Below are 24094 nucleotides of genomic sequence, written 5' to 3'. Positions count from 1 at the left end.
AAATGAGACGAAGGGTTATTTTGGTGACAGATGGAGATGAATATGCAAAGCGAGCAATTGAGCTGTTAACAAAGGAGTTTGGCGGAAGGTGTATTTCAGCATCGCAAAGTAATCCGACGAAATTGACAGGGAAAAAGATTGTGGAGCTAATTATGCAAACGCCATATGACCCTGTATTTGTCATGTTTGATGATAGTGGATTTATAGGAGAAGGTTCAGGTGAAAAAGCGTTAAAATATGTGGCAATGCATAAACAAATTGATGTTCTTGGCATTTTAGCTGTTGCATCTAATACACATCATTGGGAGTGGGCGCGTGTAGATGTCAGCGTAGATCGAGAAGGCAGATTAACAGAATACGGTGTTGATAAATTTGGACTTCCTGATGGTGAAATTGGGAGAATTAATGGGGATACGATTTATTGTTTAGATGCATTAAATGTGCCTGTAATTGTTGGAATTGGTGATATAGGGAAAATGTGTGGAAATGATGAGTGGGAGCGAGGATCACCAATTACCAAAAAAGCAATTCAATTAATTTTAGAAAGAAGTGGGTTTTATGACGAAACAGAAGAAAGTTAATATTCCGATTTCTTCCTTCTTGAGTGATAATGAAAATTATTTAAAACAAACAGTTGGGCTTGGCGTCACATTTGATGTCGGGATTCGTAAGTTTCAAATTCTTGATAAAGAAATCGGTGTATTATTTGTAAATGGATTGTGTGATACAAATTACCTCATTCACATTTTGGAAGAAGCAGTAGATACAAATGAAATAAGAGATGTTGAAGAAGATACAGTTAAGCTTTTAGAAAATCGCCTTATCCATCAACAAGTAAGTAAAGTAAAAACGATGGATGAGGTAATGCTACAAGTATTATCGGGACTTGTTATTATCTTTGTGGAAGGTGAAACAGAGGCCTTTGCAATCGATGTTCGTAGTTATCCAGGACGAACACCAACAGAACCAGATACAGAAAAAGTAGTGCGCGGGGCAAGAGATGGTTTTGTAGAAAATATCATTGTAAATACAGGACTAATAAGAAGGCGTATTCGCGATCCGCGCCTTCGAAACGAAATTATCCGGGTTGGGGATCGGTCACAAACGGATATTTGTATTACCTATGTTCAGGACGTTGCGAATCCAGATTTGGTAAAAATCATTAAGCAAGAACTAGAAAGTATTGAAGTAGATGGAATTACAATGGCTGACAAAACGATTGAAGAATTTTTAGTGAAGCAGGGTTATAACCCTTTCCCTCTTATTCGTTATACAGAAAGACCAGATGTAGCGGCAAATCATTTATTAGAAGGGCATGTATTAATTATTGTTGATACATCTCCAAGTGTAATGATTACACCAACAACTTATTTTCATCATGTGCAGCACGCAGAAGAGTTTAGACAAAACCCGGCAGTGGGTACATTTTTACGATGGGTTCGTTTTGTAGGTATTATATTTTCTGTGTTTTTATTGCCGTTTTGGCTCGTTTTTGTGTTCGATCCAACGTTGTTACCAGAGAAACTTGCTTTCATTGGACCAAATAAAATGACCCATCTCCCTATTATATTACAAATAATTATGGCCGATATTGGACTTGAGTTTTTGCGAATGGCATCGATTCATACACCAACTCCCTTATCATCAGCTACCGGATTAATTTCAGCGATTTTAATTGGGCAAATTGCAATTGACGTTGGGTTATTTGTTCCAGAAGTTATTTTATATACAGCGGTTTCAATGATTGGAATATATGCAACACCAAGTTATGAATTAGGACTTGGAAACAAACTTGGAAAATTATTTGTCATTATTTTAACTGGTTTGTTCCATGAGATAGGATTTATAATTGGCATGACGATGTTAATTTTATTTTTAACGTCTATCAAAAGTTTACAAACACCATATTTATGGCCGTTTTTGCCATTTGACTGGGGGGCATTAAAAACAATATTATTACGCCCGGCCATGTCTAGTTTAAAAGTACGCCCAAGCATTGTACATCCACAAAATATACGTAGACAAAAATAAGCAGGAATCAATCTTCCTGCTTATTTTTTATTAGAAATTTAACGTATTTTAACAAAATCACAACATTTTTTTCGTACACTTAGAGTAGACATTGTGTATGAAAGGGGAAGAGGGCATGATTAAATTATTTGTAAGTGATTTAGATGATACACTTTTTTATAATGTAAGCAATATTCATAAGGAAGATGAAAAAGCACTTTGTTGGTTAGCGGAAAAAGGGACAAATATTTGCTTTGCTTCTGGTCGTTTTACGCATCGAATTCATGATGCAGTTAGGCAATTCTCATTTCCATATTACACGACAGGATTAAATGGTGCTACGATGCTATTACCAAACGGACAAATATTCCATGAATCGAAATTCAATGATGGAGTTGCCCAGGAAATATATCAATATATACATGAAAAAAGGCTAGCTGATATTGTGTGTGCAAAAGAGCAGAGATATACGAAAAAGAAAAATGAACATCATTATGTTTTTGAAGAATATATGGGTGTGCATATTGCTGAAATAGAAACATTAGAGGAGGAATTTGGTAAAACAATCCATCCTGCAAAGTTGTTTGTGTATGGAGAAGCAGAAAAGATTGTGACATTGGATCAAGAGCTAAGAGACACTTTTCATGAGCACGCTGAAATTTTTATTTCTGGAAAAGGATATGTAGATATTATGCCAAGGGGGGTTAGTAAAGGAAGTGCTTTAAAACGTTTGATGGAGCATTTGAAAATTGAAGCGCATGAAGTAGCATGTATTGGTGATTCTTTTAATGACATTTCTATGTTTGAAGTAACACCACATTCTTTTACTCTTCATCATGCACATCCATATGTGAAGGAAAAGGCATGTCATGTTGTTCGTTCTGTAGAGGAAGCGATTATGAAATTACCGTTGCTTATATAATAGATAAATTCATTTTGATTTTTCACATATAAGCTGCTATGAAAAACAAAAGGTGACCTGCACTCGTTTTCTCTCTTTGTTTTCACTTGGTATGGGGCAGGAAGAGGATCTGACCGCTTCTATGCACGGCCAGATGCTCTCTTCCACCTAAAAAGAAAGATTTTATGTCGGTTTTTTAATTTGGATTTATATAATAAAAAGCTCGTCAATGACGAGCTTTTTATTACTTAAATAATGATTTAATAAAATCAATGATACTAGAGAAGAAATCTTTTACTTTATCTAGGAAGCCTTGTCCTTCTTCAGATCCTAAAAATGCTGAAACATGTTCTTTCGCTTTATTTAATTGGCTACCAACTTGGTTCCAGTCAATATTTAAATTTTTCATTTTATCAAATAATGAAACTAAGCTATCTAATTGCTCATCTGTTAGTGTAATACCAAGTTGATCAGCAATTTTTTTAATTAGCGCACGTAAATCTTCTGTTGTTTTTGGCTGTTCTTTAGCAATTTCTTCTTTTACTTTCGCAACAAGTTGAACAGCTTTTTCGTCACCAATTTTGTCACCAAGTTTCGCTGTTTGTACCATTTCTTCGTTGGCTACTTTTTTTACTTCTTCAGGAATTTCTTTTTTCGATGTTGTTTCGTAAGCCTTCATTAATCCTGTTAAAGCAGCTGTTCCTGATACTTTAAATGGTGCCGTGATTTGGATCTCTGCATCTTTAACACCTGCTGTGATGAGTGCGTTTGTATACATTGCATCTGTTACCCAATTAATGTTTTTCGCTCGCACAATAAGACCTGATCCTGGTTTTGTATACGTAATTATAGAAGAGGAAATAGCTCTCGTACCAATTTGTGCTTTTGGAACAATACCCTCTAAAAATTTATGTTCTTCCGCATTAGATACAGTAATAATTTGCGCATCTTTTGGCGCTTTCATTTCTTTTAAAAGATCTTGTTTTTGTTGTTCAGATAAATTTTCTCCTAATGTAACGATTGATTCTCCCTCAATCACGTCTGCAAATGAAGCTGTTGGGATCATAAACACCGTAACAGCTAGTAGCAAAGCTAATAGTTTCGTTTTCACGAAAAATCGCTCCCTTTCTCTTTCTGAAATTTGCGGGCAACACAGTAATTATAGTATATTTTTAAAATTTGTCATCCGTCTTCTTGCTGATTTTAAAAAAGAAGTATACAGATTGTCGGATTCTTTTTGTTTCTGAGCACGAATATGGTAATATAGTGCTGAGATAGTTGAAAGGAGACATATACGTATGAAAACTTTAGGATACATATTAATGGAGAATGGTGAAAAAATTGAATTAGAATTTTTCCCAGAAGAAGCACCGAAAACAGTTGAAAATTTCAAAAAATTAGCAGATCAAGGGTTCTATAATGGTGTTACATTCCACCGCGTTATTCCTGGTTTCGTAAGCCAAGGTGGAGACCCAACAGGAACAGGTGCAGGCGGTCCTGGTTACTCTATTCCATGTGAAACTGAAGGGAATCCGCATAGACATGTAGTTGGATCACTTTCTATGGCACATGCTGGCCGTAATACAGGTGGTAGCCAATTCTTCATCGTTCATGAGCCACAACCACATTTAGATGGTGTACATACTGTATTTGGTAAAGCGACAAGCGGTATTGAAACAGTATTAAACATGCGTCAAGGCGATGTAATGAAAGAAGTTAAAGTTTGGGAAGAATAAATTGAAGAGAGCAAAGTGCTCTCTTTTTATTTTTTTACTGTTAAATAATCATCATTCAAAAGCTTTATATGATATTAAGAGAAGATTGAAAACATGTAAGTATAAAATTTTGCTTTGTTCCATATTTGTAGTGGCAATCGGAGAAAAAATTTAAATTAAGAAAAGTTGTAATCTATAAACAGGAATTTGTGGGCAATATGCAGTAAATGATAAGAGAGAGTAAATGATAAAGTTATTATAGCTAACTAAATTGTTAGCGATAGAACTATTTTTGTAAAAATACATAGGATACAGTAAAGTTTTATTTCGTTATTCGTGGTTTATAAGTTTTGTAGTTCAATGCGTTATGCGAGAAGCTAAAAAGTTAGATGGAGTTTATTCATTAGCTTGAGAAAAGTAAATTCTCAATGAGAGAATTTCTTTTATTACTATACATTTGACTTTCCTACATTCTCTTTGTATGATTATCAAGTTGTTTTGGCAGCCCTTCTCACTATAGTGAAAATATTGTAAAATGGAGATGATATAGCAATAGTGGTAGAGGGGATACATGGTTTGTAACTTTTGTAAGAAGGGATAAGGTTTATGTTAATTCGTTTTAAAAAAAGTTATGAAAAGATTGCAATGGGGCTTCTTTCGTTTATGCCGACTGAAAAAGATGTTAAAATTTTACAATTGACAATGAAAGAATATGATAAAAATGATAGTTGGCAACTATATTTGTGGAAACAAAATGATGATTTTGTTGGGATAGTTGGAGTTATCAACGAAGAAAATGTATTACAGATTCAACATCTTAGTGTGAATCCATCTCATCGTCACATGGGGATTGGTACAAAGATGGTACAAGAATTAAAAAATAAGTTTCAAGGTATTACAATTTGTGGAAACGAACAAACAGCTAGTTTTTTTGAAAAGTGTAAGGGAATTGAACAAAATATACATTCATAAAAGCAGAGATGGAATTTGTGTCATCTCTGCTTTCTTTTTTTTAGTTGCTCGTTTCGTTCGGCAATTACATCATTTCTGTCACGCAATTTGTGTTTATGGATAATGTATTCAGTAGGTAGTGAATGAGCATCTTTCCAAGGAATCATTTTTTCTGTACATAATTGTAAGCATGTGTTTTCTAAAGAGGAATCTGAAAAAGGAAAAAATATAGGTGCAAAAGGTTCTTTTGATTGAATGGACTGTAATTGTTTTTGTAATATAGTTAAAAGTTTTGGGTAATCAAGACCTAATCTGTGTACTTGTATACTTTCCTTTTTTAAAATAGCAATGGCGCTTTTCATCATTCGCATTGAACCATTCCAATTTGAGCGTCTGTGATGGTATAAAGCAACTGCTATTTGAATAAAACCAACCCAGTAGTTTTCTCGCTCTCCTCGTGGTTTCAATTTCCAATATTCTTCTAGTACTTCGTGACATTCAAAGTAATCATAATCTCCATGAAAATGAATTAAAAATTGTATGTATGCTGTAGGATACATCCTTTTCGCTCCTGTCTAAACGGTCTTACGTACAGTTTATCATAAAGTGAAACTATGATGTGATCAATGGAGTTTTCTTTATCTACACTGATTATCAGCCCTCACCAATCGGGCTTTTACGGGCAACCCGCCCCATACCTTACTTCTTTACTTTTGCTGAATTTTAAGGTGAGATCTTACTGCACGCGAATAGCGGGATAAATAATAAACGACTAGAGAATCTCTAGCCGTTTATTATATTCTGCATTAGCAGAAGCAAGCCGCGCCTACAATGATTAATAAGATAAAGAGCACAACAAGTAAAGCGAAACCGCCGTTAAAACCACAATCAATATGGCCCATAGTTTTTTTACCTCCTACATTGAACTTACTACACTTTTATCATATGAAGAGGTGGGCATTGTTGCATGGGCAGGTGTCTATTTTCAACTAAATTTCTGAAAAAGGTTGGATAGAACATAAGTATGCTCTATACTTATGTTGTTATAGAAAAAATGTGGTGGGATGCTTTGTGCAATATAATTTTAAAGTAGAGGCTTTTGAAGGGCCTTTAGATCTATTGTTACATTTAATTCATCGCTATGAAATTGATATATATAATATTCCTGTAGCGGAAATTACAGAGCAGTATTTATCTTATATTCATACGATGAAAGACTTGCAACTGGATGTTGCAAGTGAGTATTTGGTGATGGCTGCAACGCTATTGCAAATTAAAAGTAAAATGCTGTTACCGAAACAAGAGGAAGATGTACCTGATAATGGTGAAGACTTTATAGATGATCCCCGTCAAGAGTTGATGGAGCGGTTAATTGAATATAAAAAATATAAGCAAGTTGCTGCTGAATTAAAAGAGAGAGAACAAGAAAGAGCACAACTTTATACACGTTCACCAATCGATTTTACATCATTTCAGCAAGAAGAGGAGACAAGTTTACCTCTCGATATAACACTGTATGATATGTTAGCAGCATTTCAAAAACTTATGCGTCGTAAAAAATCAAAACGTCCAGTAACAACGCGAATTGCTCGTCAAGAAATACCGATTGAACAACGTATGAGTGATATTTTACAGCAATTAGAAACAGCGGAAGGACGCCAAAGTTTTTATGATTTATTCGTTGATGAAGAGCGCGAAGTAATGGTTGTAACGTTTTTAGCCATACTCGAACTTATGAAAAACCAACAAATTATTATTGAGCAAGAACACAATTTTGATGAAATCTTTTTGACTCGCTCTAAAGTTTAGTAAAACTCCCATTTCAAAATTGTGAGGAAAACTAGCAGTAAGTATTTGATTAGTCAAAACGAATGATCAGTGGAAATAATCCCCGCTGATCATGGTTTCGCATAATTTTGTTTGGAACGATAAAAGGAATGTTGGACCGGTCGCAATATACTGTGATTCGGTTTTTATTGTGGATATTTTTGTATGGAAAGATATGAGAAAGGAGATTGTATGTTGGATAGAAAAGAACAGATGGCAATTGTTGAGGGGCTTTTATTTGTTGCGGGTGATGAAGGAGTTTATCCGGAACAAATTGCAAAAGTACTTGAAATTGAAGTGAAAGATGTAATTCAGATTATCGAGGAAATGCAAAGGGAATGTGAAGGTGTACAGCGAGGGTTGCAAATTGTACAATTTGCAAAAGTATATCGCTTTGCCACAAAAAAAGAACATGCGCCTTATTATCAAAAATTAATGGATACACCAACAGCAGCGTCTCTTTCCCAGGCTGCTCTTGAAACATTGGCGATTGTTGCTTATCGCCAGCCAATTACAAGAACGGAAATGGAAGAAATTCGTGGTGTGAAAACAGATCGAGCACTGCAAACATTGGTATCGCACTTACTTATAAAAGAAACGGGCCGGGCAGAAGGACCAGGGCGCCCTATTTTATATGGTACTACGAAAGAGTTCTTAGATACGTTTGGACTGCAAACATTAGATGATTTACCAACCCTTTCTGAAGAAAATGAACAAATGAATGAAGCTGACTTATTCTTTGGATCCTTGCAGGAATTGTCAAAATCGTAGCTTAGCGCATTGCTAAGCTTTTTTGTATATGAAATACGACTCGTGCCATACTAAATGAAAAAAGGAGACGAATTATGAAAGTTGTACGGATTATTCTATTGCTAGTTTCTGTTTTAATATGTTTTTCATTAAACAGCACATCTGTCAAAAGATATATGACGTCTGTTCATACTGTGTCCTCTTTTTCCAAGCAACGTCCACATTTAGGAAGAATGAAAGTGAGTTTTTTTAAGGTAGGACAAGGTGATGCCACACTTATTATTTTACCTAATGGTCAAACAATGTTAATCGATGGAGGACCTTATGAGGCTGGAGAGGTAATTATTCAGAAATTAATTGAAAAAGGAATTAACCATTTAGATGTTGTGGTAGGGACGCATCCAGATATGGATCATATAGGAGGGCTTATACCGATTATAGAACAAATGCCAGTTTCACTTGTATTAGATAGCGGCAAAACCTATAGTTCTTTTACATATCATACGTATAGGAACGATATTAAAAAGAGGGGAATTCCATTTGTTCGTGTAAAACAAGGACAGCATATACCGTTAGATCCCCAAGTTTCAATTCAAGTATTAAATAATGGGAAGTCAAAGGATGAAAATAATGAATCATCAATTGTTTTAAAAGTTCGATATGGTAAGGCTGATTTTTTGCTAATGGGAGATGCGGATATACAAACTGAAAAGAAAATAATAAAGCAATATGATGTACATGCTGATGTTTTAAAGGTAGGTCACCACGGTTCATATACGTCAACTAGTGAACAATTTTTAGAGGAGGCAAACCCTCAATTTGCTATTCTTTCTTATGATAAAAAAAATCCATATGGGCATCCACATCAAAGTGTAGTAAACAGGTTAAAGAGATATGGTGTCATGACATATACAACGGATAAACGAACGGTAGAAATTGAAACGGATGGAGACCATATTGCTATATGGTCAAATACGCCGCTTCCATTGTTAAAGTAAAGAAGTAGTTAAAACTGTATAATAGAATGCTAAGTAGGAAAATGGAAACAAGGAATTGGTATTCGTTTTCATAAAAGATGCATTGTCTCCTTTTGGAAAAAAAGAATAATATATATTATAATTAAAGAAGATAAATTTCCTTTTTTACTAAGAGAAGAGGAAATTTCATTTGAATGTATAGACAACTACTCGTGTATATATTAAGATGGGGTTAGGCAAATAGGTAATAATAACAAGTAGGTATTTCATGGGAGAGGATCGATGAAAATGAAAACGCAAGTTGTCATCAATGCCAAAATTTATACAGGTCACGAAGTAATGGGAAGTGGATTTATTCGTTACGCAGAAAAAATTGAAGAAATTGGTTTGATGGCTCAATATGTATCACAAGAAAATGAAACGGTTTTTGACGCAGAAGGAAAAATTGTGATTCCAGGTATGATCGATGTTCATATTCATGGTGGATACGATATTGATGCGATGGATGCGAATAGCGATGGGTTAGTAACTCTTGGTAAAGAAATGTTAAAAGAAGGGGTTACAACTTATTTCCCAACAACAATGACGCAAGCTCCAGAAGCAATTGAAGCGGCTTTAAGTGCTGCAAAAGAAGCGAAAGAAAAAGGAGCGCATTTTGAATATATTCATTTAGAAGGACCATATGTTTCAAAAAAACGTGCAGGGGCGCAACCTCTTGAACATATCGTTCCGGCGAATATTGAACAATTTAAACAATGGCAAGAAGCAAGTGGCAATCTAATTAAATTAGTAACGTATGCACCAGAAGAAGAAGGCGCAGTAGAATTTGAAAAGTATCTTGCTGAAACGAGTGTTGTTGGTACAATGGGCCATACAGACGCAGTTGATGCACAATTGAAAAGTAGAAACATTACACATGCTACACACTTATACAATCAAATGCGCGGTTTACATCACCGTGAACCAGGTGTTGTCGGTCACGTGTTATTGAACCCAAATGTAATGGTTGAAGTGATTACAGATGGTATTCACATTCACCCAGATATGGTGAAATTAGCATATAAATTAAAAGGTCCTAAAAAAGTAAGTGTCATTACTGATGCGATGCGTGCAAAAGGTTTAGAAGATGGATTGTATGAGCTTGGTGGACAGCCTGTACATGTGAAAGATGGCAGCGCTCGTTTAGAAGACGGAACGTTAGCGGGTAGTATCTTGAAAATGGACCAAGCATTCCGAAATGTAATTGAATTTACAGGATGCTCGATTGAGGACGCTGTACTTATGACATCAGTTAACCAAGCAGAAGAGTTTGGATTAACGAATAAAGGGGCATTAACAGTAGGAAAAGATGCGGACTTTGTTGTCATGACGGAAGATCTACATGTATATGATACGGTTCGATTAGGAATTCATATGAAGGAAGGGAAGTAAATAGATGAATATTCTTGTTGTAAAAACGCCAGAAGAATTAGCAGAAGCAGGTTGTAAATTAATTGAAGAAGTTGTAAAATCAAAGGAAAATCCAACGTTAGGAATGGCTACAGGAAGCTCTCCACTTGGTATTTATGCAGAAATGCGAAAAAATAAACTTGATACAAGCCGTGTAACCACTGTAAACTTAGATGAGTACGTAAATTTACCACACGAAGATAAAAACAGCTATCATTATTTTATGCAAGAACAGTTGTTTAATCATCTTCCCTTTAAAGAAACTTATGTACCAAACGGGATGGCAAGTGATTTAGAAGAAGAGTGCAAGCGTTATGAAGGCATTCTAGCAGCTAACCCAGTTGATCTACAGATTCTTGGAATCGGTGAAAACGGTCACATCGGATTTAACGAACCAGGAACATCTTTTGATTCTCCAACTAACATTGTTGAATTAACAGAGTCTACACGCCAAGCAAACCTTCGTTTCTTTGAAAAAGAAGAAGATGTACCAACTCATGCAATTACAATGGGGATTGGAAGCATCATGAAAGCGAAACAAATTCTACTTGTTGCTATGGGACCGAAAAAAGCAGAAGCAATCAGAGAATTATTGCAAGGTGAGTATAGCGAAGCGTGTCCTGCTACAGTGCTGCAACGTCATCCGAATGTAACCGTAATCGCAGATCCAGAAGCTCTATCTTTATGCAGTGAGGCGATTGCTGATGAACATCGACAAGTATTCACCATTTCCGATCTATTATCAGATTCAAGAGTGGGTGAAACAGCTAATTGAGGACGGTGAATGGACGCCGGGAGATAAAATTCCATCTGAGAATGAACTTTGTGATAAGTTCGAAGTAAGTCGCATGACGATCAGACAGGCAATTAATAATTTAGTGGAACAAGGGTATTTATATCGAAAGCGTGGAATTGGAACGTTTGTTCAGCTTCCAAAAGTGGAGCAAAAACTGCAAGGGATGACGGGATTTACAGAGGATATGCTTTCCCGTGGTATGAAACCGAGCAGTCAGTTATTAAGCTTCCGCCTAGTTTCAGCTACTGCTAAAATAGCAGACCGGCTTAGAATTCAAGAGGGGGAATCGGTGTATGAAGTGAGGCGTATCCGCTTAGCCGATGACGAACCGATTGCTTTTGAGACGACATATTTGTCGCCAACTCTTGTAAAAGATATTAACGAAGAAATTTTGCAACAATCTTTATACGAACATTTAGAGAAAAAGTTAGGCTTTAAACTTGTTCGTGCTACCCAAGCAATTGAAGCTTCAATTGCAACGGATGATGAAGCGGAACATCTGCATATACCTAAAAAAGCACCTGTGCTTGTAATGAGACAATGGTCATATGCAGAAGGTGAATTACCGTTAGAATATGTGAAATGTATTTATCGTGGTGATCGTTATAAGTTCATTACCAGTATTTCACGAAACAAGTAGTGTATTTTATTTTGTGAAATACATTAAATTTTCAATTCATTGGGTATGTAGAGAAACAAAAATACGACTCATCCTTACAGGGAATGAGTCGTATTTTTGTTTTGTTTTGAGTTGTAAGTTACCACGTGTTCTACAGCGTCTTTTACAGAGTCTACGACATAATGTGCATGTTCTTTCACTGCATCGTCAGCTTGTGACATGGCAAAGCTATGAGATGTTAAATTGAACATAGGAATATCATTGTAAGAATCACCGATACAAGCAATTTCTTCAGGTTCTATTTGGAACTCTTGTAATAAAATAGAGATTGCTGATCCTTTGCTAATATTTGGTGGCATGACATCTAAGCATTGTTCAGCGGAGATAAAGGTACTGACTTTGCCGCTAAATTTCTCATTGATTTTTTTCTGAAGTACTTGTAAGTCTTCTTTTGTGCCTCCAACAGAAATTTTATTAGGAAAAATTGTATCATCAATTTTTTGTAATAAGTTTGGTTCTTCAACAGAAGTCATTGTAACTTGTTTCTCAAGTTCATGAATAAATGGTGTTTTTTCCTCAATGTAATAATTATATTCATCACTTACATAACGAAAATACGGTTCTTCTTTCGTCACCGCTAACAAATCTGGCAAAATGCTCGAATCAAATGTTGCAGACAATAATTGTTTATTCTCATGGGTATATACGAATACACCATTTACGCTAATGCGATGGAAGGTGGTACCAACCTCTTTCATTAAACCAGCGATTTCATTATCAAGCCTACCGGAGGCGAAACAAAGAATCACATTTTGTTCTGCAAGATTGCGAAGAGCTGTAACATCTTGCTCATCAATCATGCCGCCATGTTGCATCATTGTGCCGTCAATATCGCTTACAAACATTTTAATCATGTTGCATTCTCCTTTCTATGTACATTTGCTCTTACATTATACGCATCTCGTGCAATCATGTCTAAAAAATGAATTTTTCTAAAATGGTAGATGTTTTGCATTGACGAAAAAGAAGGATGTTCTGTAACATAAAAGTAGGCTATTTAAGTACGAGGGTGGTGTTATATGAATAGTTATCTAGAAATTAAAAAAGTTTTAAATAATAATGTAATCATTGCGAGTCATCAGGAACACGAGGAAGTAGTAGTGATTGGCAAGGGAATTGGATTTGGAAAGAAAACGAAAGATGTATTAAAGGCGGAGCAAATTGAAAAAATGTTTGTTTTAAAAAATGAACGTGACCGTGAACAATATAAGCTTTTAGTGCCACATGTGAGCGAAAAGTTAATTGAACTGATGAACGATATTATGATGTATATTCAAGAAAAGGCGCAGTCACCATTAAACGAGCATATTCATATTGCCTTAACCGATCATATTTCTTTTGCAATTAAAAGACTGAAACAGGGCTTTACAATAGATAATCCTTTTTTAGTTGAAACAAAAATGCTGTATCCAGAAGAGTACAAAATTGCTGAAGGAGTTGTACAACTTTTAAATTCCCGTTTGCAAATTACATTGCCAGAAGGGGAAATTGGCTTTATTGCACTTCATATTTATAGTTCACTCACAAATTCTGATGTATCTGCTGTTAATCAAAACTCCCGTCTTATTGCAAAGCTTGTTTCATTAATTGAAACAAATCTACACCTTACATTAGATCCAGAAAGTATTCATTATTTACGCCTTATTCGTCATTTACAATATGCAATTGAACGAGTGAAAAAGGGAGAGAAGGTAGAAGAAGCACAAGGGTTTGCTGAGTTATTAAAAGCAGAGTATCCAGTTTGTTATAATCTAGCTTGGAAGCTTGTGAAGGTGATGCAGAAAGAATTACAGCTCCCTGTATATGAAGCGGAGAGTATTTATTTAACGATGCATTTGCAAAGATTAGTAAAAGCAGAACATGTGTAAAAGACATATATTTTTGTCTAAAATGAAAACGTTAAAAAAAATGATTGAATCGCTTACAATTGTTTTGTATAATAAGTCATGCAAAGTTATACAAAATTCGACAAACAAGTTAAGGCAAACAACGAAAACGTTTGCTCTAAAGTAGTGAACTTATACGTAAACCTATTTTTGACACGTGTTACTGATTCGATCAGGCATGAGTGGAGAAAAGTCAGGAATGTAAGCTAGAGAAAGGGACATACTACCCTTTGTATAGCTATCGTTCTATCTTTTTTTCCTCATGCCTTTTTGGCGTTTGTCGAAAAGCACAATATAGATAAGAGAGGAAGGGTTTTCATGTTTAAGAATATCTTTGGTGTTCTTCAAAAAGTCGGAAAAGCGCTTATGCTTCCAGTAGCAATTTTACCGGCTGCAGGTATTTTACTTGGATTTGGTAATGCATTTCAAAATCCACAGTTAACAAATCTAGTTCCTGCTTTAAAGGCAGATTGGTTTGTTCTAGTTGCAAAAATTATGGAACAATCTGGTGATATTATTTTCGCAAACCTTGCATTATTATTCGCAGTAGGGGTTGCCATCGGATTAGCAGGTGGAGACGGAGTAGCTGGGTTAGCAGCCTTCGTTGGATACTTAATTATGAACAAAACGATGAGCGTATTCTTAGGAGTAGAAAAATTTGTTACAATTGTAAGTGACAAAGTTCCAGTTAAAACTGGTTTTACAGATCAAGCGTATGCAAATGTATTAGGTATTCCGACACTTCAAACGGGAGTGTTTGGGGGTATTCTTGTCGGGATATTAGCAGCATATTGCTATAATAAATACTTCAATATTGAATTACCATCATACTTAGGATTCTTTGCAGGTAAGCGTTTCGTACCGATCGCAACAGCAACATTCTCTTTACTTTTAGGGATTGTAATGTGCTTTATTTGGCCGACAATTCAAGGTGGTTTGAATGCATTCTCACATCAAATGATCGATGCGAATAAAACGTTAGCGGCATTTGTGTTTGGTTTAATTGAGCGTTCTTTAATTCCATTTGGATTACATCATATTTTCTATGCACCATTCTGGTTTGAGTTTGGTCAATATACAAGTGCGGCGGGTGACATTATCCACGGTGACCAAAAGATCTTTATGGCACAATTAAAAGATGGTGTTGAGTTAACAGCTGGTACATTTACAACAGGTAAATATCCGTTCATGATGTTCGGTCTTCCAGCAGCAGCTTTAGCAATGTATCATGAAGCACGTCCAGAAAATAAAAAATTAGCAGCTGGTATTTTAGGATCTGCTGCGTTAACATCTTTCCTAACAGGTATTACAGAACCACTTGAATTTTCATTCTTATTCGTAGCACCAGTATTGTTCGGAATACATGCTATATTTGCTGGTTTATCGTTTATGACAATGCACATTTTAGGTGTTAAAATTGGGATGACATTCTCTGGTGGTTTAATTGACTTTATGCTATTTGGTGTCTTACCAGGCCGTACAGCATGGTGGTGGGTAATTGTTGTTGGTCTTGCACTTGCAGTAATTTACTACTTCGGATTCCGCTTTGCAATCCGCAAATGGGATCTAAAAACACCTGGTCGTGAAGTAACAACAGATACTGATGGCGCAGGGAAAACAGAAGCAGGTGAACTTCCACGTGAAGTATTAGTAGCGCTTGGTGGTAAAGAGAATATTGCTTCTTTAGATGCTTGTATTACACGTTTACGTGTTCAAGTTAACGAACAAAAAAATGTAAACAAAGATCGTTTGAAAGAACTTGGGGCAGCGGGAGTGCTTGAAGTAGGAAATAACATTCAAGCTATTTTTGGACCAAAATCTGACACATTAAAATCACAAATTCATGATATTATGTCGGGTCGTACACCTCATGTTGAAAAAGAAAAACCTGTAAAAGTAGAAGAAACTGTACAAAAAGCGGATACAAATGAAACAATTGTATCTCCGATTGAAGGTAAAATTCTACCGATTACAGAAGTTCCTGATCAAGTATTTTCAGGGAAAATGATGGGGGATGGATTCGCAATTGAGCCAGCAGAAGGAACAGTCGTTTCTCCAGTTGACGGTGAGATTGTCAATGTCTTCCCAACAAAACATGCAATTGGTATTCAATCTGAAGGTGGAAAAGAAATTTTAATTCACTTCGGTATTGATACTGTAAAATTAAATGGTGAAGGTTTTGAAGCACTTGTCACGCAAGGTGATAAAGTGAAACAAGGACAACCATTATTGAAAGTAGATATCGCATTTGTAAAAGAAAATGCACCATCTATTATTACACCAATTATTTTTACGAATTTAGGGCAAGGACAACAAGTTGAATTGAAAAAAGAAGGCAATGTCAAGAAAGGCGAAGCCGATATTATTGACATTCAGTAAGAAATTGACGCAAAATGTCTATAATTATAATGGGCGATGTGGTTGACCGAACATCGCCTATTATATACAATAGATGATGTAGTACTCACGTCTATACAACCGAAAAAATACTGTATTTAAAGGAGATAGATTATTATGGAAAAAATCTTTAAAGTAACTAGCGACTCAGGGATTCATGCTCGTCCAGCAACTCTACTTGTAAACACTGCAAGCAAATTCGGTGCTGATATTAACTTAGAGTATAACGGTAAAAACGTTAACTTAAAATCAATCATGGGTGTTATGTCTTTAGGTATTCAACAAGGCGCAGAAATTAAAATCACTGCAAATGGTGATGATGCAGCTCAAGCACTAGCAGCTATCGAAGAAACTATGAAAAACGAAGGATTAGGAGAATAATGACTCTTAACATTCAAGGGATCGCTGCATCAAGTGGGATTGCTATTGCGAAGGCTTTCAGACTTGAGAATCCTGAATTTAACATTGAAAAGAAAACGATTACGAACGAAGCTGCAGAAATTGTACGCTTAGACGCTGCGCTTGAGAAAGCAAAATCTGAACTAGAAGCAATTAAAGACCATGCTTTTGCTGAGCTTGGTGCTGATAAAGCTGCTATCTTTGAAGCACATTTACTAGTATTGAATGATCCAGAACTAGTAAATCCAGTAAAAGATAAAGTAAATAATGAAAAAGTAAATGCTGAATTTGCAATGGACGAAGTTGCAACAATGTTCATTACTATGTTTGAAAACATGGATAATGAATATATGAAAGAGCGTGCAGCGGATATTCGCGACGTAACAAAACGCGTTCTTGCACATTTACTAGGAATTAACTTCTCAAATCCAAGTACGATTTCTGAAGAAGTAATTATTATTGCTGAAGATTTAACACCATCTGATACAGCACAATTAAACCGTAACTATGCAAAAGGTTTCACGACTGATATTGGTGGACGTACATCTCACTCTGCAATTATGGCTCGTTCTATGGAAATTCCAGCTGTTGTTGGTACGAAAGTTGTTATGGAGAAAATCCAAAACGGCGATATCGTAATTATCGACGGTCTAGATGGAGAAGTAATTGTAAATCCATCTGAAGAAACGCTTCGTACTTTCGAAGAAAAGAAAGCAAAATTCGAAGAACAAAAAGTTGAATGGGCGAAATTAAAAGATCAAGCAACTGTAACAAGTGATGGGCATCATGTTGAGCTTGTTGCAAACATCGGAACACCAAATGATGTACAAGGTATCATCGACAATGGTGGAGAAGGCGTTGGTTTATACCGTACAGAATTCTTATATATGGGTCGTGACAATCTTCCAACAGAAGAAGAGCAGTTCGAAGCATATAAAGCAGTTCTTGAAGGTGTAAAAGCAGATCAACCAGTTGTTGTTCGTACACTTGACATCGGTGGAGATAAAGAGCTTCCATACTTACATTTACCAAAAGAAATGAACCCATTCTTAGGTTACCGTGCGATTCGCTTATGCCTTGAAGAACAAGATGTGTTCCGTACACAACTTCGTGCATTACTTCGTGCAAGCGTATATGGTAATTTAAAAATTATGTTCCCAATGATTGCAACTCTTGATGAATTCCGTCAAGCAAAAGCAATTTTATTAGAAGAGAAAGAAAGACTTGTTCAAGCTGGTACAACTGTTTCTGATGCTATTGAGGTAGGTATGATGGTAGAAATTCCCGCTTCTGCAGTATTAGCAGATCAGTTTGCAAAAGAAGTTGATTTCTTCTCTATCGGAACAAACGACCTAATCCAATACACAATGGCTGCAGACCGTATGAATGAACGTGTATCTTACTTATACCAACCGTATAATCCATCTATTTTACGCCTTGTAAAAATGGTTATCGATGCTGCTCATAAAGAAGGAAAATGGGCTGGTATGTGTGGTGAGATGGCAGGAGATTCACTTGCAATCCCGTTACTACTTGGATTAGGATTAGATGAATTCAGTATGAGTGCAACATCTATCCTTCCTGCAAGAACACAACTAAGCAAGTTGTCAAAAGCACAAATGGAAGAGTTAGCACAAAAAGCATTAACAATGTCAACTGCTGAAGAAGTTGTTGAATTAGTTAAAAGCATCTAATAATAAAAGAAAACCTGAGTCGATTGAAATCGGTCTCAGGTTTTTTTATATACTAAATTTAGATTTGATTTTTATGATTTTGAGGATACGAAGCAGAATTAGATAGCGATTGCTATGATATCCTCTGGGCAAACACGTAAAATACCTGTGAATTTACTTGTGTTCATGTTATTTTTATCATCTTTATTATCTTTGTCATCTCCCGTATTTAAAGCGGAGAAAAGAGCAACGCCGTTAGAAAACCCTTCAAAAATAACATTTCTGAAAGTAACGTTACCTTTAATAGTTAAAAGAGAAATTTCTGTTCCGATTGCAATGTGTCTAAGGACATTACATACATGGTGTCTTTCTTTTTCTTTTTCTTTTTCTCTTTCTCTTTCTCTTTCTCTTTCACGATCACGATCACAGCAATGACCACGATGACATTCTCTAAAATCTTCACGACATCCAAAAGATCCAAACATAATTCTCATCACCCCCTTCACACTTATAATGTATGTAAGTTGTATATGTGGTGATTGGACCGAACGTGGAATTTTTACTGGGATATTTTCTTATTTTAAATAACTAGATGGGTATTTGTTACTTAATGGTATTTGGATAAGGATAAATGACAGGGGGAGGGAGGTCGAAACCTTTATTATTGTTTTTTTTCTTTATTCAAGGATCTGAAATTCACGGGTAGTTTTTCCTTATTGATCCCGCTATTTGAGAGCAGTAAGACCCCCACTGGTTATGATCATCTTTGAATCAATAAAAATCTTTAGGTGAGTCTTACTATCCACGCATAACTGGATACATAGAAAAGGATACCTTTATTTATAACGAGGTATCCTTTACACTTTTTTACTTTTATATAAAACGATTGCATATACGGGAAGAGCCAACAGTAATGGTACGATAGACTGTGAGATATGTAATCCTTCTTCTAGCTGGAGTGCTTTTTCTTTTGGGAATTGTAGCATTGTAATATTTGTGGCATCTCCAATAAAGTATAGAAGCAGTACAGTTACGGCATAGCTTAAAAATGCAATAAAGCTTCCATATGAATTCAATGAAAATCCCTCTCTTGTTATCTATTTGTTACTATTGTATCATAATTGTAACAAAAATACATCCTTTATATTTCATTGTATAACAAAATTCGACAAAATACTGTGATTTTAAAGGGGATAGAGAAATAAACTACTGTTCATATATGTTGGAATATTACAAAGAAATAACATAAAAAAACGAAGGGAGATACCCTTCGTTTTTTTTATGTTATTGTGGGGCTGTTTACTTTGCCCATTCCGTTACTTGTTCGACATTCATACGTGGTGCTGGATGTCCTTTTAATGTAGATTCACCAATTGTAATTAGCATGATAGGTACATAACGAGAAGAAACATTAAATTCTTCCATTAGTGCTTGTGGGTTAAATCCACCGATTGCACAAGTGTCCCAGCCAGTTGCCTTAGCTGCAAGCATAAGTTGCATTGCGGCTAAGGATGCATTAGAGAAGGCTGCATCTCGTGGATATTGTTCACGCTTATATGCAGATTCAATATTTTGTGCCAAACGTTCTTTAGCTTCTTCTTTCATAAATCCTTGCTCTACGATAGGTCCATATACAGAATCGATGTTTTTATTTGCTTCTAGATCACCTAAAATAGCGACTACTGCAGAAGCATCAAGAATTTGTTGTTGATTATAAGCGATTGGATGTAAACGGCTTTGTACATCTTTACCTTGGAAAACAAGAAACTTCCAATGTTGTAAGTTCCAAGCTGATGGTGCTTGACCAGCTGCTTTCAAAATTTCTTGTAATTCCTCTTTTGAAATTTCTTTTTCAGAATTGAATGCACGATTAGATGTTCGTTCATATAGAACAGTAAAGAAATCTTGCTGTGTCATAATATGCCTCCTAAGTTTTATGTGGATTTATAAAAAAATACCATATGTAACAATTTTGTACTTACATTTTGTAAGTTATCACTGTAAAAGAATATAATATCTTTATTTTAATTGTCAAGTTGTTGAGAATAGAAGAAAAAGGGGACATTCGTACAATCGCTGTCATTCATGTAGTCATACAATAAAAAGATGATTCGCAGATCAAGAAGAAATATGTAAAGTGAAGCTCCTGTCAGTGGGAGAGTTCTTTGTTCCTGCTGATGCACAGCCCTCACCAATCGAGTTCTTTTGATAACGGCCCCTTATAGAAAAGGAAAGTGAAGAATTCAGTAGAACAGGATATATGAAGTGAGTGAAGACCAGTGGTGAACATACTACATTTTTTATTAGAGAATACGGTTTTTCAAAATGTATTACAGGATCTCCATGTAAATGTACTTTATATAGAAGAAGGATGTAATCACCAGTATACGGTTGATGATATACATCCAAAATGTATGTTTATAGCAAATAGTTTTGAAGAAGGGGAAATGTTATTTGAAAAAGTGCGACCACAAATTGTGATCATTTATGTGTCGAATGGTGCACAAGTAGAGTGTATAAAACACATATATAATTCGATGAGTTCTTTTATTGTTATCTGGGATCAGCCGGTGACTTCAAAATTTGTAGAGTTGCTTACAATAGGAGTACGAAATATTGTTATAGCTCCTGTTACACCACAGGTTGTGCTGGAAGAGGTAAACAAAAGTCTCTATCAATTATCACTATTGCAACAAGTGACTATTCAACAAGAGCTTCTTCAAATGATGTTTGATTTTCAAAATGATTTATTATTCATTGTAGAAGATGATGAGATCGTCGACTGTAATACGAACTTTTTGAGTTTTTTTGGATATGAAAATTTATTTTCATATCATGAGAATCATATGGTATTTGCGGAACATTTTATTCAAGAACATGGATATTACGCAACAAATCACGATATAACTTGGCTTGATGATTCTTTAGCGCAAGCGAGAAAAATAAAAATGTATAGTCATGAAGGCGAAGCATTTGTTTTTTTATTACGTGCTACACCTGTACCGGAAGATTTGTCTAGGTTTATTGTTAAGTGTACAGATATTACGGAATTAGATGAATTATATCAAGAGCAAGAACAGCTTGCTGCAATTGATTCTTTAACAGAAATATACAACCGTTTGAAGTTTCAACAATTATTAGAAGAAAAATGGAAAAGTGAGAAACGAGTAAATCAAACGATGGCGCTTATTCTTTTTGATATAGACGATTTTAAAAAAGTGAACGACACATATGGACATGATTTTGGTGATTTAGCATTAATTCAGTTAGCCGAACTGATGAAATCTAAAATAGCATCCCAACATATTTTCGCGCGGTGGGGTGGAGAGAAATTTATTATATTAGTAATAAATACAACAGAAAAAGAGGCTTTCCAAGTTGCTGAATCGCTACGTTTTTTTATTGAAACGAAACAATTCTCTAGCATTTCAAAATTAACCGCAAGTTTTGGAGTTGCTTTATATGAGCAAGGAATGACAAAAGAAGAATTGATACAGCGAGCAGATATTGCTTTATATGAAGCGAAAAAAAATGGCAAAAACCAAGTACGTTTATATAGAAAAGAAAAAATGTGATTTTTTCGCAACAAAGTGTTGCGATTTTTTTCTGTTACTCGATAATAGAAAGAGGGGCCATTTATAAGGAAGTAACTGCGGAGGTTTTTGAATGATAAAAAAAATGATTATTATGGTCTTGATTTGCTTTATAGTATGTGGAAGTGTGTATTACTTTTTTTATATACCCAAGAAGCAAGAAGCACTAACTTCGAAGGCAACTCCTTCTGTCGAGTCTGAGTTACAGGATAATTTAGAAGAAAAAAAGGAACCGCCAATTGATTATGCTAGTGTGGCACAAAAGTTAGATCAATATTTAAAAGATAAAGATTTTAATGGAACGGTTCTTGTCACAGATAAAGATCGTGTTGTGCTGAATAAAGGGTATGGATATGCAGATGTTCAAAGTAAAATTGAAAATACACCACAAACAAAATATCGCATTGGTTCCATTACTAAGACTGTTGTGGCAACATCGATTTTACAGTTGCAAGAGCAGGGAAAGTTAAATATTCAGGACAATGTAAATAAATATATACCTTTATTTCCAGCAGATAAAAATATCACATTATACCATCTTCTAACACATACTTCTGGTTTACCAGAGAAGGGAAAGGGAAAAATGAATGCTGCATCACGTTTGAATTTGGTTACTTGGATTGGAAAGCAGCAAGTAGCCTTTCCGCCAGGAACTGGTTGGAAATACAGTGACTATAATTATATGGTGCTTGCTTATATTATAGAAAATATATCTAAAAAGCCTTTAGGAGAATATGTAAAGGAAAATATATTTGCACGAGCGGACATGCATGAATCAGGTATGGGAAATATGGTGCCAGGAGAGCAACATTTCACGCAAGGGTACAAAAAGAAAGACAATGTACTTGTACCAGCACCAAAATTAGCAATGAACTGGCTATATGGCTGTGGTGAGATGTATACTACAGTTGGGGATATGAAGAAGTTAGATGAAGCAATTATAAATGGAAAACTTCTTTCAGAGAAAAGTATACAAGTGATGTTTACACCATCATCCGAAAAGAAATATGCATTTAGTTTCTATATATATCCCGATTATTTTCATAACCATGGTGTAGTTGCTGGGTGGAATACATTTAATAACTTTAATAAAGATAAGGGAACGTTTGTTGTTTTATTTTCAAATGTGCAAAATGGCATAAATGATGATTTTAATAAGGAATTTCGGAAGATGGTCAGCGACTTATTAGAACAAAGGGGATGAGTAGATGAAACAAGTAATTTCATCAATTGGTTTTATCGGTACAGGTGTTATGGGGAAAAGTATGGTACATCATTTATTACAAGGTGGTTATACAGTATATGTGTATAACCGTACGAAAGAAAAAGCAACTTCCTTATTAAAAGAAGGGGCACATTGGTGTGATTCACCAAAAGAATTGGTGGAGAATGTAGATGTTGTTATGACGATGGTAGGATATCCGCATGATGTAGAAGAAATCTATTTTGGAACAGAGGGAATTCTGGAACATGCAAATGAAGGGACAATTGCAATTGATTTTACAACCTCTACACCGACGTTAGCAAAACGTATATATGAAGCTGGAAAGAAAAAGAGTGTACATACGCTAGATGCTCCGGTATCAGGAGGGGATATTGGAGCAAAAGAAGGCAGACTTGCTATTATGATTGGTGGAGAGCAAGAAGTATATGAAGTATGTCTCCCTGTGTTTGAAAAACTAGGAGAGAACGTTCAGTTACAAGGGCCAGCGGGAAGTGGACAGCATACAAAGATGTGTAATCAAATTGCAATTGCATCGAATATGATAGGTGTTTGTGAAGCGGTAGCGTATGCAAAGAAAGCAGGTTTAGATCCAGAGAAAGTACTACAAAGTATTTCAACTGGAGCAGCTGGTAGTTGGTCATTAAGTAATTTAGCTCCACGTATGTTAAAAGAGGACTTTGCACCAGGATTTTATGTGAAACATTTTATGAAGGATATAAAAATTGCGTTAGATGAAGCTGAAAAGTTAAAGTTACCTGTACCTGGATTAGCTCTAGCAAAAGAGCTATATGATGAATTAATAGAAGAGGGAGAAGAGGATAGTGGCACACAGGTGTTGTATAAGAAATATATAAGGGAGTAATGTG

Annotated in this window: 25 protein-coding genes; 18 read left to right on the top strand and 7 right to left on the bottom strand. The window is 35.5% G+C overall.

What is annotated here, in order from left to right; translation table 11 throughout:
• Nucleotides 1-2 precede the first annotated feature (2 nt).
• From spoVAEA to ORL93_RS07085, 3 genes are all read left to right on the top strand, one after another.
• Nucleotides 3-581 carry a stage V sporulation protein SpoVABEA gene (gene spoVAEA, locus ORL93_RS07095; RefSeq protein WP_026008598.1) on the top strand — a complete coding sequence of 193 codons (579 nt, stop codon included), beginning with the start codon at nt 3-5 and terminating at the stop codon, nt 579-581.
• On the top strand, nt 559-2031 hold the full coding sequence (locus ORL93_RS07090) for a spore germination protein (protein ID WP_018766088.1): 1473 nt from the start codon (nt 559-561) through the stop codon (nt 2029-2031). Before spoVAEA ends, ORL93_RS07090 begins: the two co-directional genes overlap by 23 nt.
• 97 nt (nt 2032-2128) lie before the next feature.
• Nucleotides 2129-2932 carry an HAD family hydrolase gene (locus ORL93_RS07085; RefSeq protein WP_141556340.1) on the top strand — a complete coding sequence of 268 codons (804 nt, stop codon included), beginning with the start codon at nt 2129-2131 and terminating at the stop codon, nt 2930-2932.
• Between the two features lie 223 nt (nt 2933-3155).
• Here the strand turns inward: ORL93_RS07085 and ORL93_RS07080 are convergent, their stop codons facing one another.
• Nucleotides 3156-4022, bottom strand: coding sequence for a DUF1002 domain-containing protein (locus ORL93_RS07080; protein ID WP_006095863.1), 867 nt, complete (start codon nt 4020-4022; stop codon nt 3156-3158).
• Between the two features lie 187 nt (nt 4023-4209).
• On the opposite strand from ORL93_RS07080, the gene ORL93_RS07075 reads away from it, so the two are divergent.
• Together ORL93_RS07075 and ORL93_RS07070 are read left to right on the top strand one after the other, a co-directional pair.
• On the top strand, nt 4210-4647 hold the full coding sequence (locus ORL93_RS07075; RefSeq protein WP_003208377.1) for a peptidylprolyl isomerase: 438 nt from the start codon (nt 4210-4212) through the stop codon (nt 4645-4647).
• Between the two features lie 585 nt (nt 4648-5232).
• Complete coding sequence (locus ORL93_RS07070) at nt 5233-5598, top strand: GNAT family N-acetyltransferase (protein ID WP_006095861.1); 366 nt, start codon at nt 5233-5235, stop codon at nt 5596-5598.
• Between the two features lie 20 nt (nt 5599-5618).
• Here the strand turns inward: ORL93_RS07070 and ORL93_RS07065 are convergent, their stop codons facing one another.
• Together ORL93_RS07065 and ORL93_RS07060 are read right to left on the bottom strand one after the other, a co-directional pair.
• The gene (locus ORL93_RS07065; RefSeq protein WP_003199975.1) at nt 5619-6137 is read right to left on the bottom strand and encodes a DUF309 domain-containing protein; all 519 of its coding nucleotides are present in this window, start codon (nt 6135-6137) and stop codon (nt 5619-5621) included.
• A 246-nt stretch (nt 6138-6383) separates the two neighbouring features.
• A complete protein-coding gene (locus ORL93_RS07060; protein ID WP_018766085.1) occupies nt 6384-6479 on the bottom strand; it encodes a YjcZ family sporulation protein in 96 nt (31 codons plus the stop codon).
• Between the two features lie 169 nt (nt 6480-6648).
• On the opposite strand from ORL93_RS07060, the gene ORL93_RS07055 reads away from it, so the two are divergent.
• The 6 genes from ORL93_RS07055 (at nt 6649) to phnF (ending at nt 12016) form a co-directional block, all read left to right on the top strand.
• Nucleotides 6649-7386 (top strand): segregation/condensation protein A, encoded by a 738-nt coding sequence (locus tag ORL93_RS07055; protein ID WP_003199977.1) that lies wholly within the window; start codon nt 6649-6651, stop codon nt 7384-7386.
• Nucleotides 7387-7599: 213 nt separating this feature from the next.
• Nucleotides 7600-8175 (top strand): SMC-Scp complex subunit ScpB, encoded by a 576-nt coding sequence (gene scpB, locus ORL93_RS07050; RefSeq protein ID WP_018766084.1) that lies wholly within the window; start codon nt 7600-7602, stop codon nt 8173-8175.
• 74 nt (nt 8176-8249) lie between these two features.
• Nucleotides 8250-9152: a ComEC/Rec2 family competence protein gene (locus tag ORL93_RS07045; RefSeq protein WP_018766083.1), complete on the top strand. Its 903-nt coding sequence runs from the start codon at nt 8250-8252 to the stop codon at nt 9150-9152.
• 267 nt (nt 9153-9419) lie between these two features.
• Nucleotides 9420-10562 (top strand): N-acetylglucosamine-6-phosphate deacetylase, encoded by a 1143-nt coding sequence (nagA, locus tag ORL93_RS07040; RefSeq protein WP_033797066.1) that lies wholly within the window; start codon nt 9420-9422, stop codon nt 10560-10562.
• Nucleotides 10563-10566: 4 nt separating this feature from the next.
• Entirely contained in the window at nt 10567-11355 is a 789-nt protein-coding gene (gene nagB, locus ORL93_RS07035; protein WP_006095860.1) for a glucosamine-6-phosphate deaminase, read from the top strand.
• A complete protein-coding gene (phnF, locus tag ORL93_RS07030; RefSeq protein ID WP_077293862.1) occupies nt 11285-12016 on the top strand; it encodes a phosphonate metabolism transcriptional regulator PhnF in 732 nt (243 codons plus the stop codon). Before nagB ends, phnF begins: the two co-directional genes overlap by 71 nt.
• Nucleotides 12017-12090: 74 nt before the next feature.
• Here the strand turns inward: phnF and ORL93_RS07025 are convergent, their stop codons facing one another.
• Nucleotides 12091-12909, bottom strand: coding sequence for an HAD family hydrolase (locus ORL93_RS07025; RefSeq protein WP_097794371.1), 819 nt, complete (start codon nt 12907-12909; stop codon nt 12091-12093).
• Between the two features lie 165 nt (nt 12910-13074).
• On the opposite strand from ORL93_RS07025, the gene glcT reads away from it, so the two are divergent.
• From glcT to ptsP, 4 genes are all read left to right on the top strand, one after another.
• Nucleotides 13075-13923, top strand: a complete 849-nt coding sequence (glcT, locus tag ORL93_RS07020) for a glucose PTS transporter transcription antiterminator GlcT (protein WP_003199990.1) — start codon at nt 13075-13077, stop codon at nt 13921-13923.
• Nucleotides 13924-14259: 336 nt separating this feature from the next.
• Entirely contained in the window at nt 14260-16320 is a 2061-nt protein-coding gene (gene ptsG / locus ORL93_RS07015) for a glucose-specific PTS transporter subunit IIBC (protein ID WP_006095858.1), read from the top strand.
• Between the two features lie 135 nt (nt 16321-16455).
• The gene (gene ptsH / locus ORL93_RS07010; RefSeq protein WP_000411078.1) at nt 16456-16719 is read left to right on the top strand and encodes a phosphocarrier protein HPr; all 264 of its coding nucleotides are present in this window, start codon (nt 16456-16458) and stop codon (nt 16717-16719) included.
• Nucleotides 16719-18431, top strand: a complete 1713-nt coding sequence (ptsP, locus tag ORL93_RS07005; protein WP_003199999.1) for a phosphoenolpyruvate--protein phosphotransferase — start codon at nt 16719-16721, stop codon at nt 18429-18431. The genes ptsH and ptsP overlap by 1 nt, the downstream gene beginning before the upstream one ends.
• A gap of 98 nt (nt 18432-18529) precedes the next feature.
• Here the strand turns inward: ptsP and ORL93_RS07000 are convergent, their stop codons facing one another.
• The 3 genes from ORL93_RS07000 to ORL93_RS06990 all read right to left on the bottom strand — a co-directional run bounded on the left by ORL93_RS07000 (nt 18530) and on the right by ORL93_RS06990 (nt 20327).
• Complete coding sequence (locus tag ORL93_RS07000) at nt 18530-18895, bottom strand: DUF3915 family protein (protein WP_098160334.1); 366 nt, start codon at nt 18893-18895, stop codon at nt 18530-18532.
• Between the two features lie 372 nt (nt 18896-19267).
• Entirely contained in the window at nt 19268-19486 is a 219-nt protein-coding gene (locus ORL93_RS06995) for a hypothetical protein (RefSeq protein WP_003200003.1), read from the bottom strand.
• Between the two features lie 223 nt (nt 19487-19709).
• Nucleotides 19710-20327 carry a nitroreductase family protein gene (locus ORL93_RS06990; protein WP_003199861.1) on the bottom strand — a complete coding sequence of 206 codons (618 nt, stop codon included), beginning with the start codon at nt 20325-20327 and terminating at the stop codon, nt 19710-19712.
• A 365-nt stretch (nt 20328-20692) separates the two neighbouring features.
• Between ORL93_RS06990 and ORL93_RS06985 the strand changes: the two genes are divergently transcribed.
• The 3 genes from ORL93_RS06985 to ORL93_RS06975 all read left to right on the top strand — a co-directional run bounded on the left by ORL93_RS06985 (nt 20693) and on the right by ORL93_RS06975 (nt 24090).
• Nucleotides 20693-21985, top strand: a complete 1293-nt coding sequence (locus ORL93_RS06985) for a GGDEF domain-containing protein (protein ID WP_265958823.1) — start codon at nt 20693-20695, stop codon at nt 21983-21985.
• A gap of 91 nt (nt 21986-22076) precedes the next feature.
• Nucleotides 22077-23207 (top strand): serine hydrolase, encoded by a 1131-nt coding sequence (locus ORL93_RS06980; RefSeq protein ID WP_265958822.1) that lies wholly within the window; start codon nt 22077-22079, stop codon nt 23205-23207.
• 4 nt (nt 23208-23211) lie between these two features.
• Entirely contained in the window at nt 23212-24090 is an 879-nt protein-coding gene (locus tag ORL93_RS06975; protein WP_097794367.1) for an NAD(P)-dependent oxidoreductase, read from the top strand.
• The last annotated feature ends 4 nt before the right edge of the window (nt 24091-24094 follow it).

It is taken from the genome of Bacillus sp. DHT2 (assembly GCF_026241455.1).
GTDB classification, from domain to species: Bacteria; Bacillota; Bacilli; order Bacillales; family Bacillaceae_G; genus Bacillus_A; species Bacillus_A pseudomycoides.
This window is presented reverse-complemented; position numbering and strand designations above follow the sequence as displayed.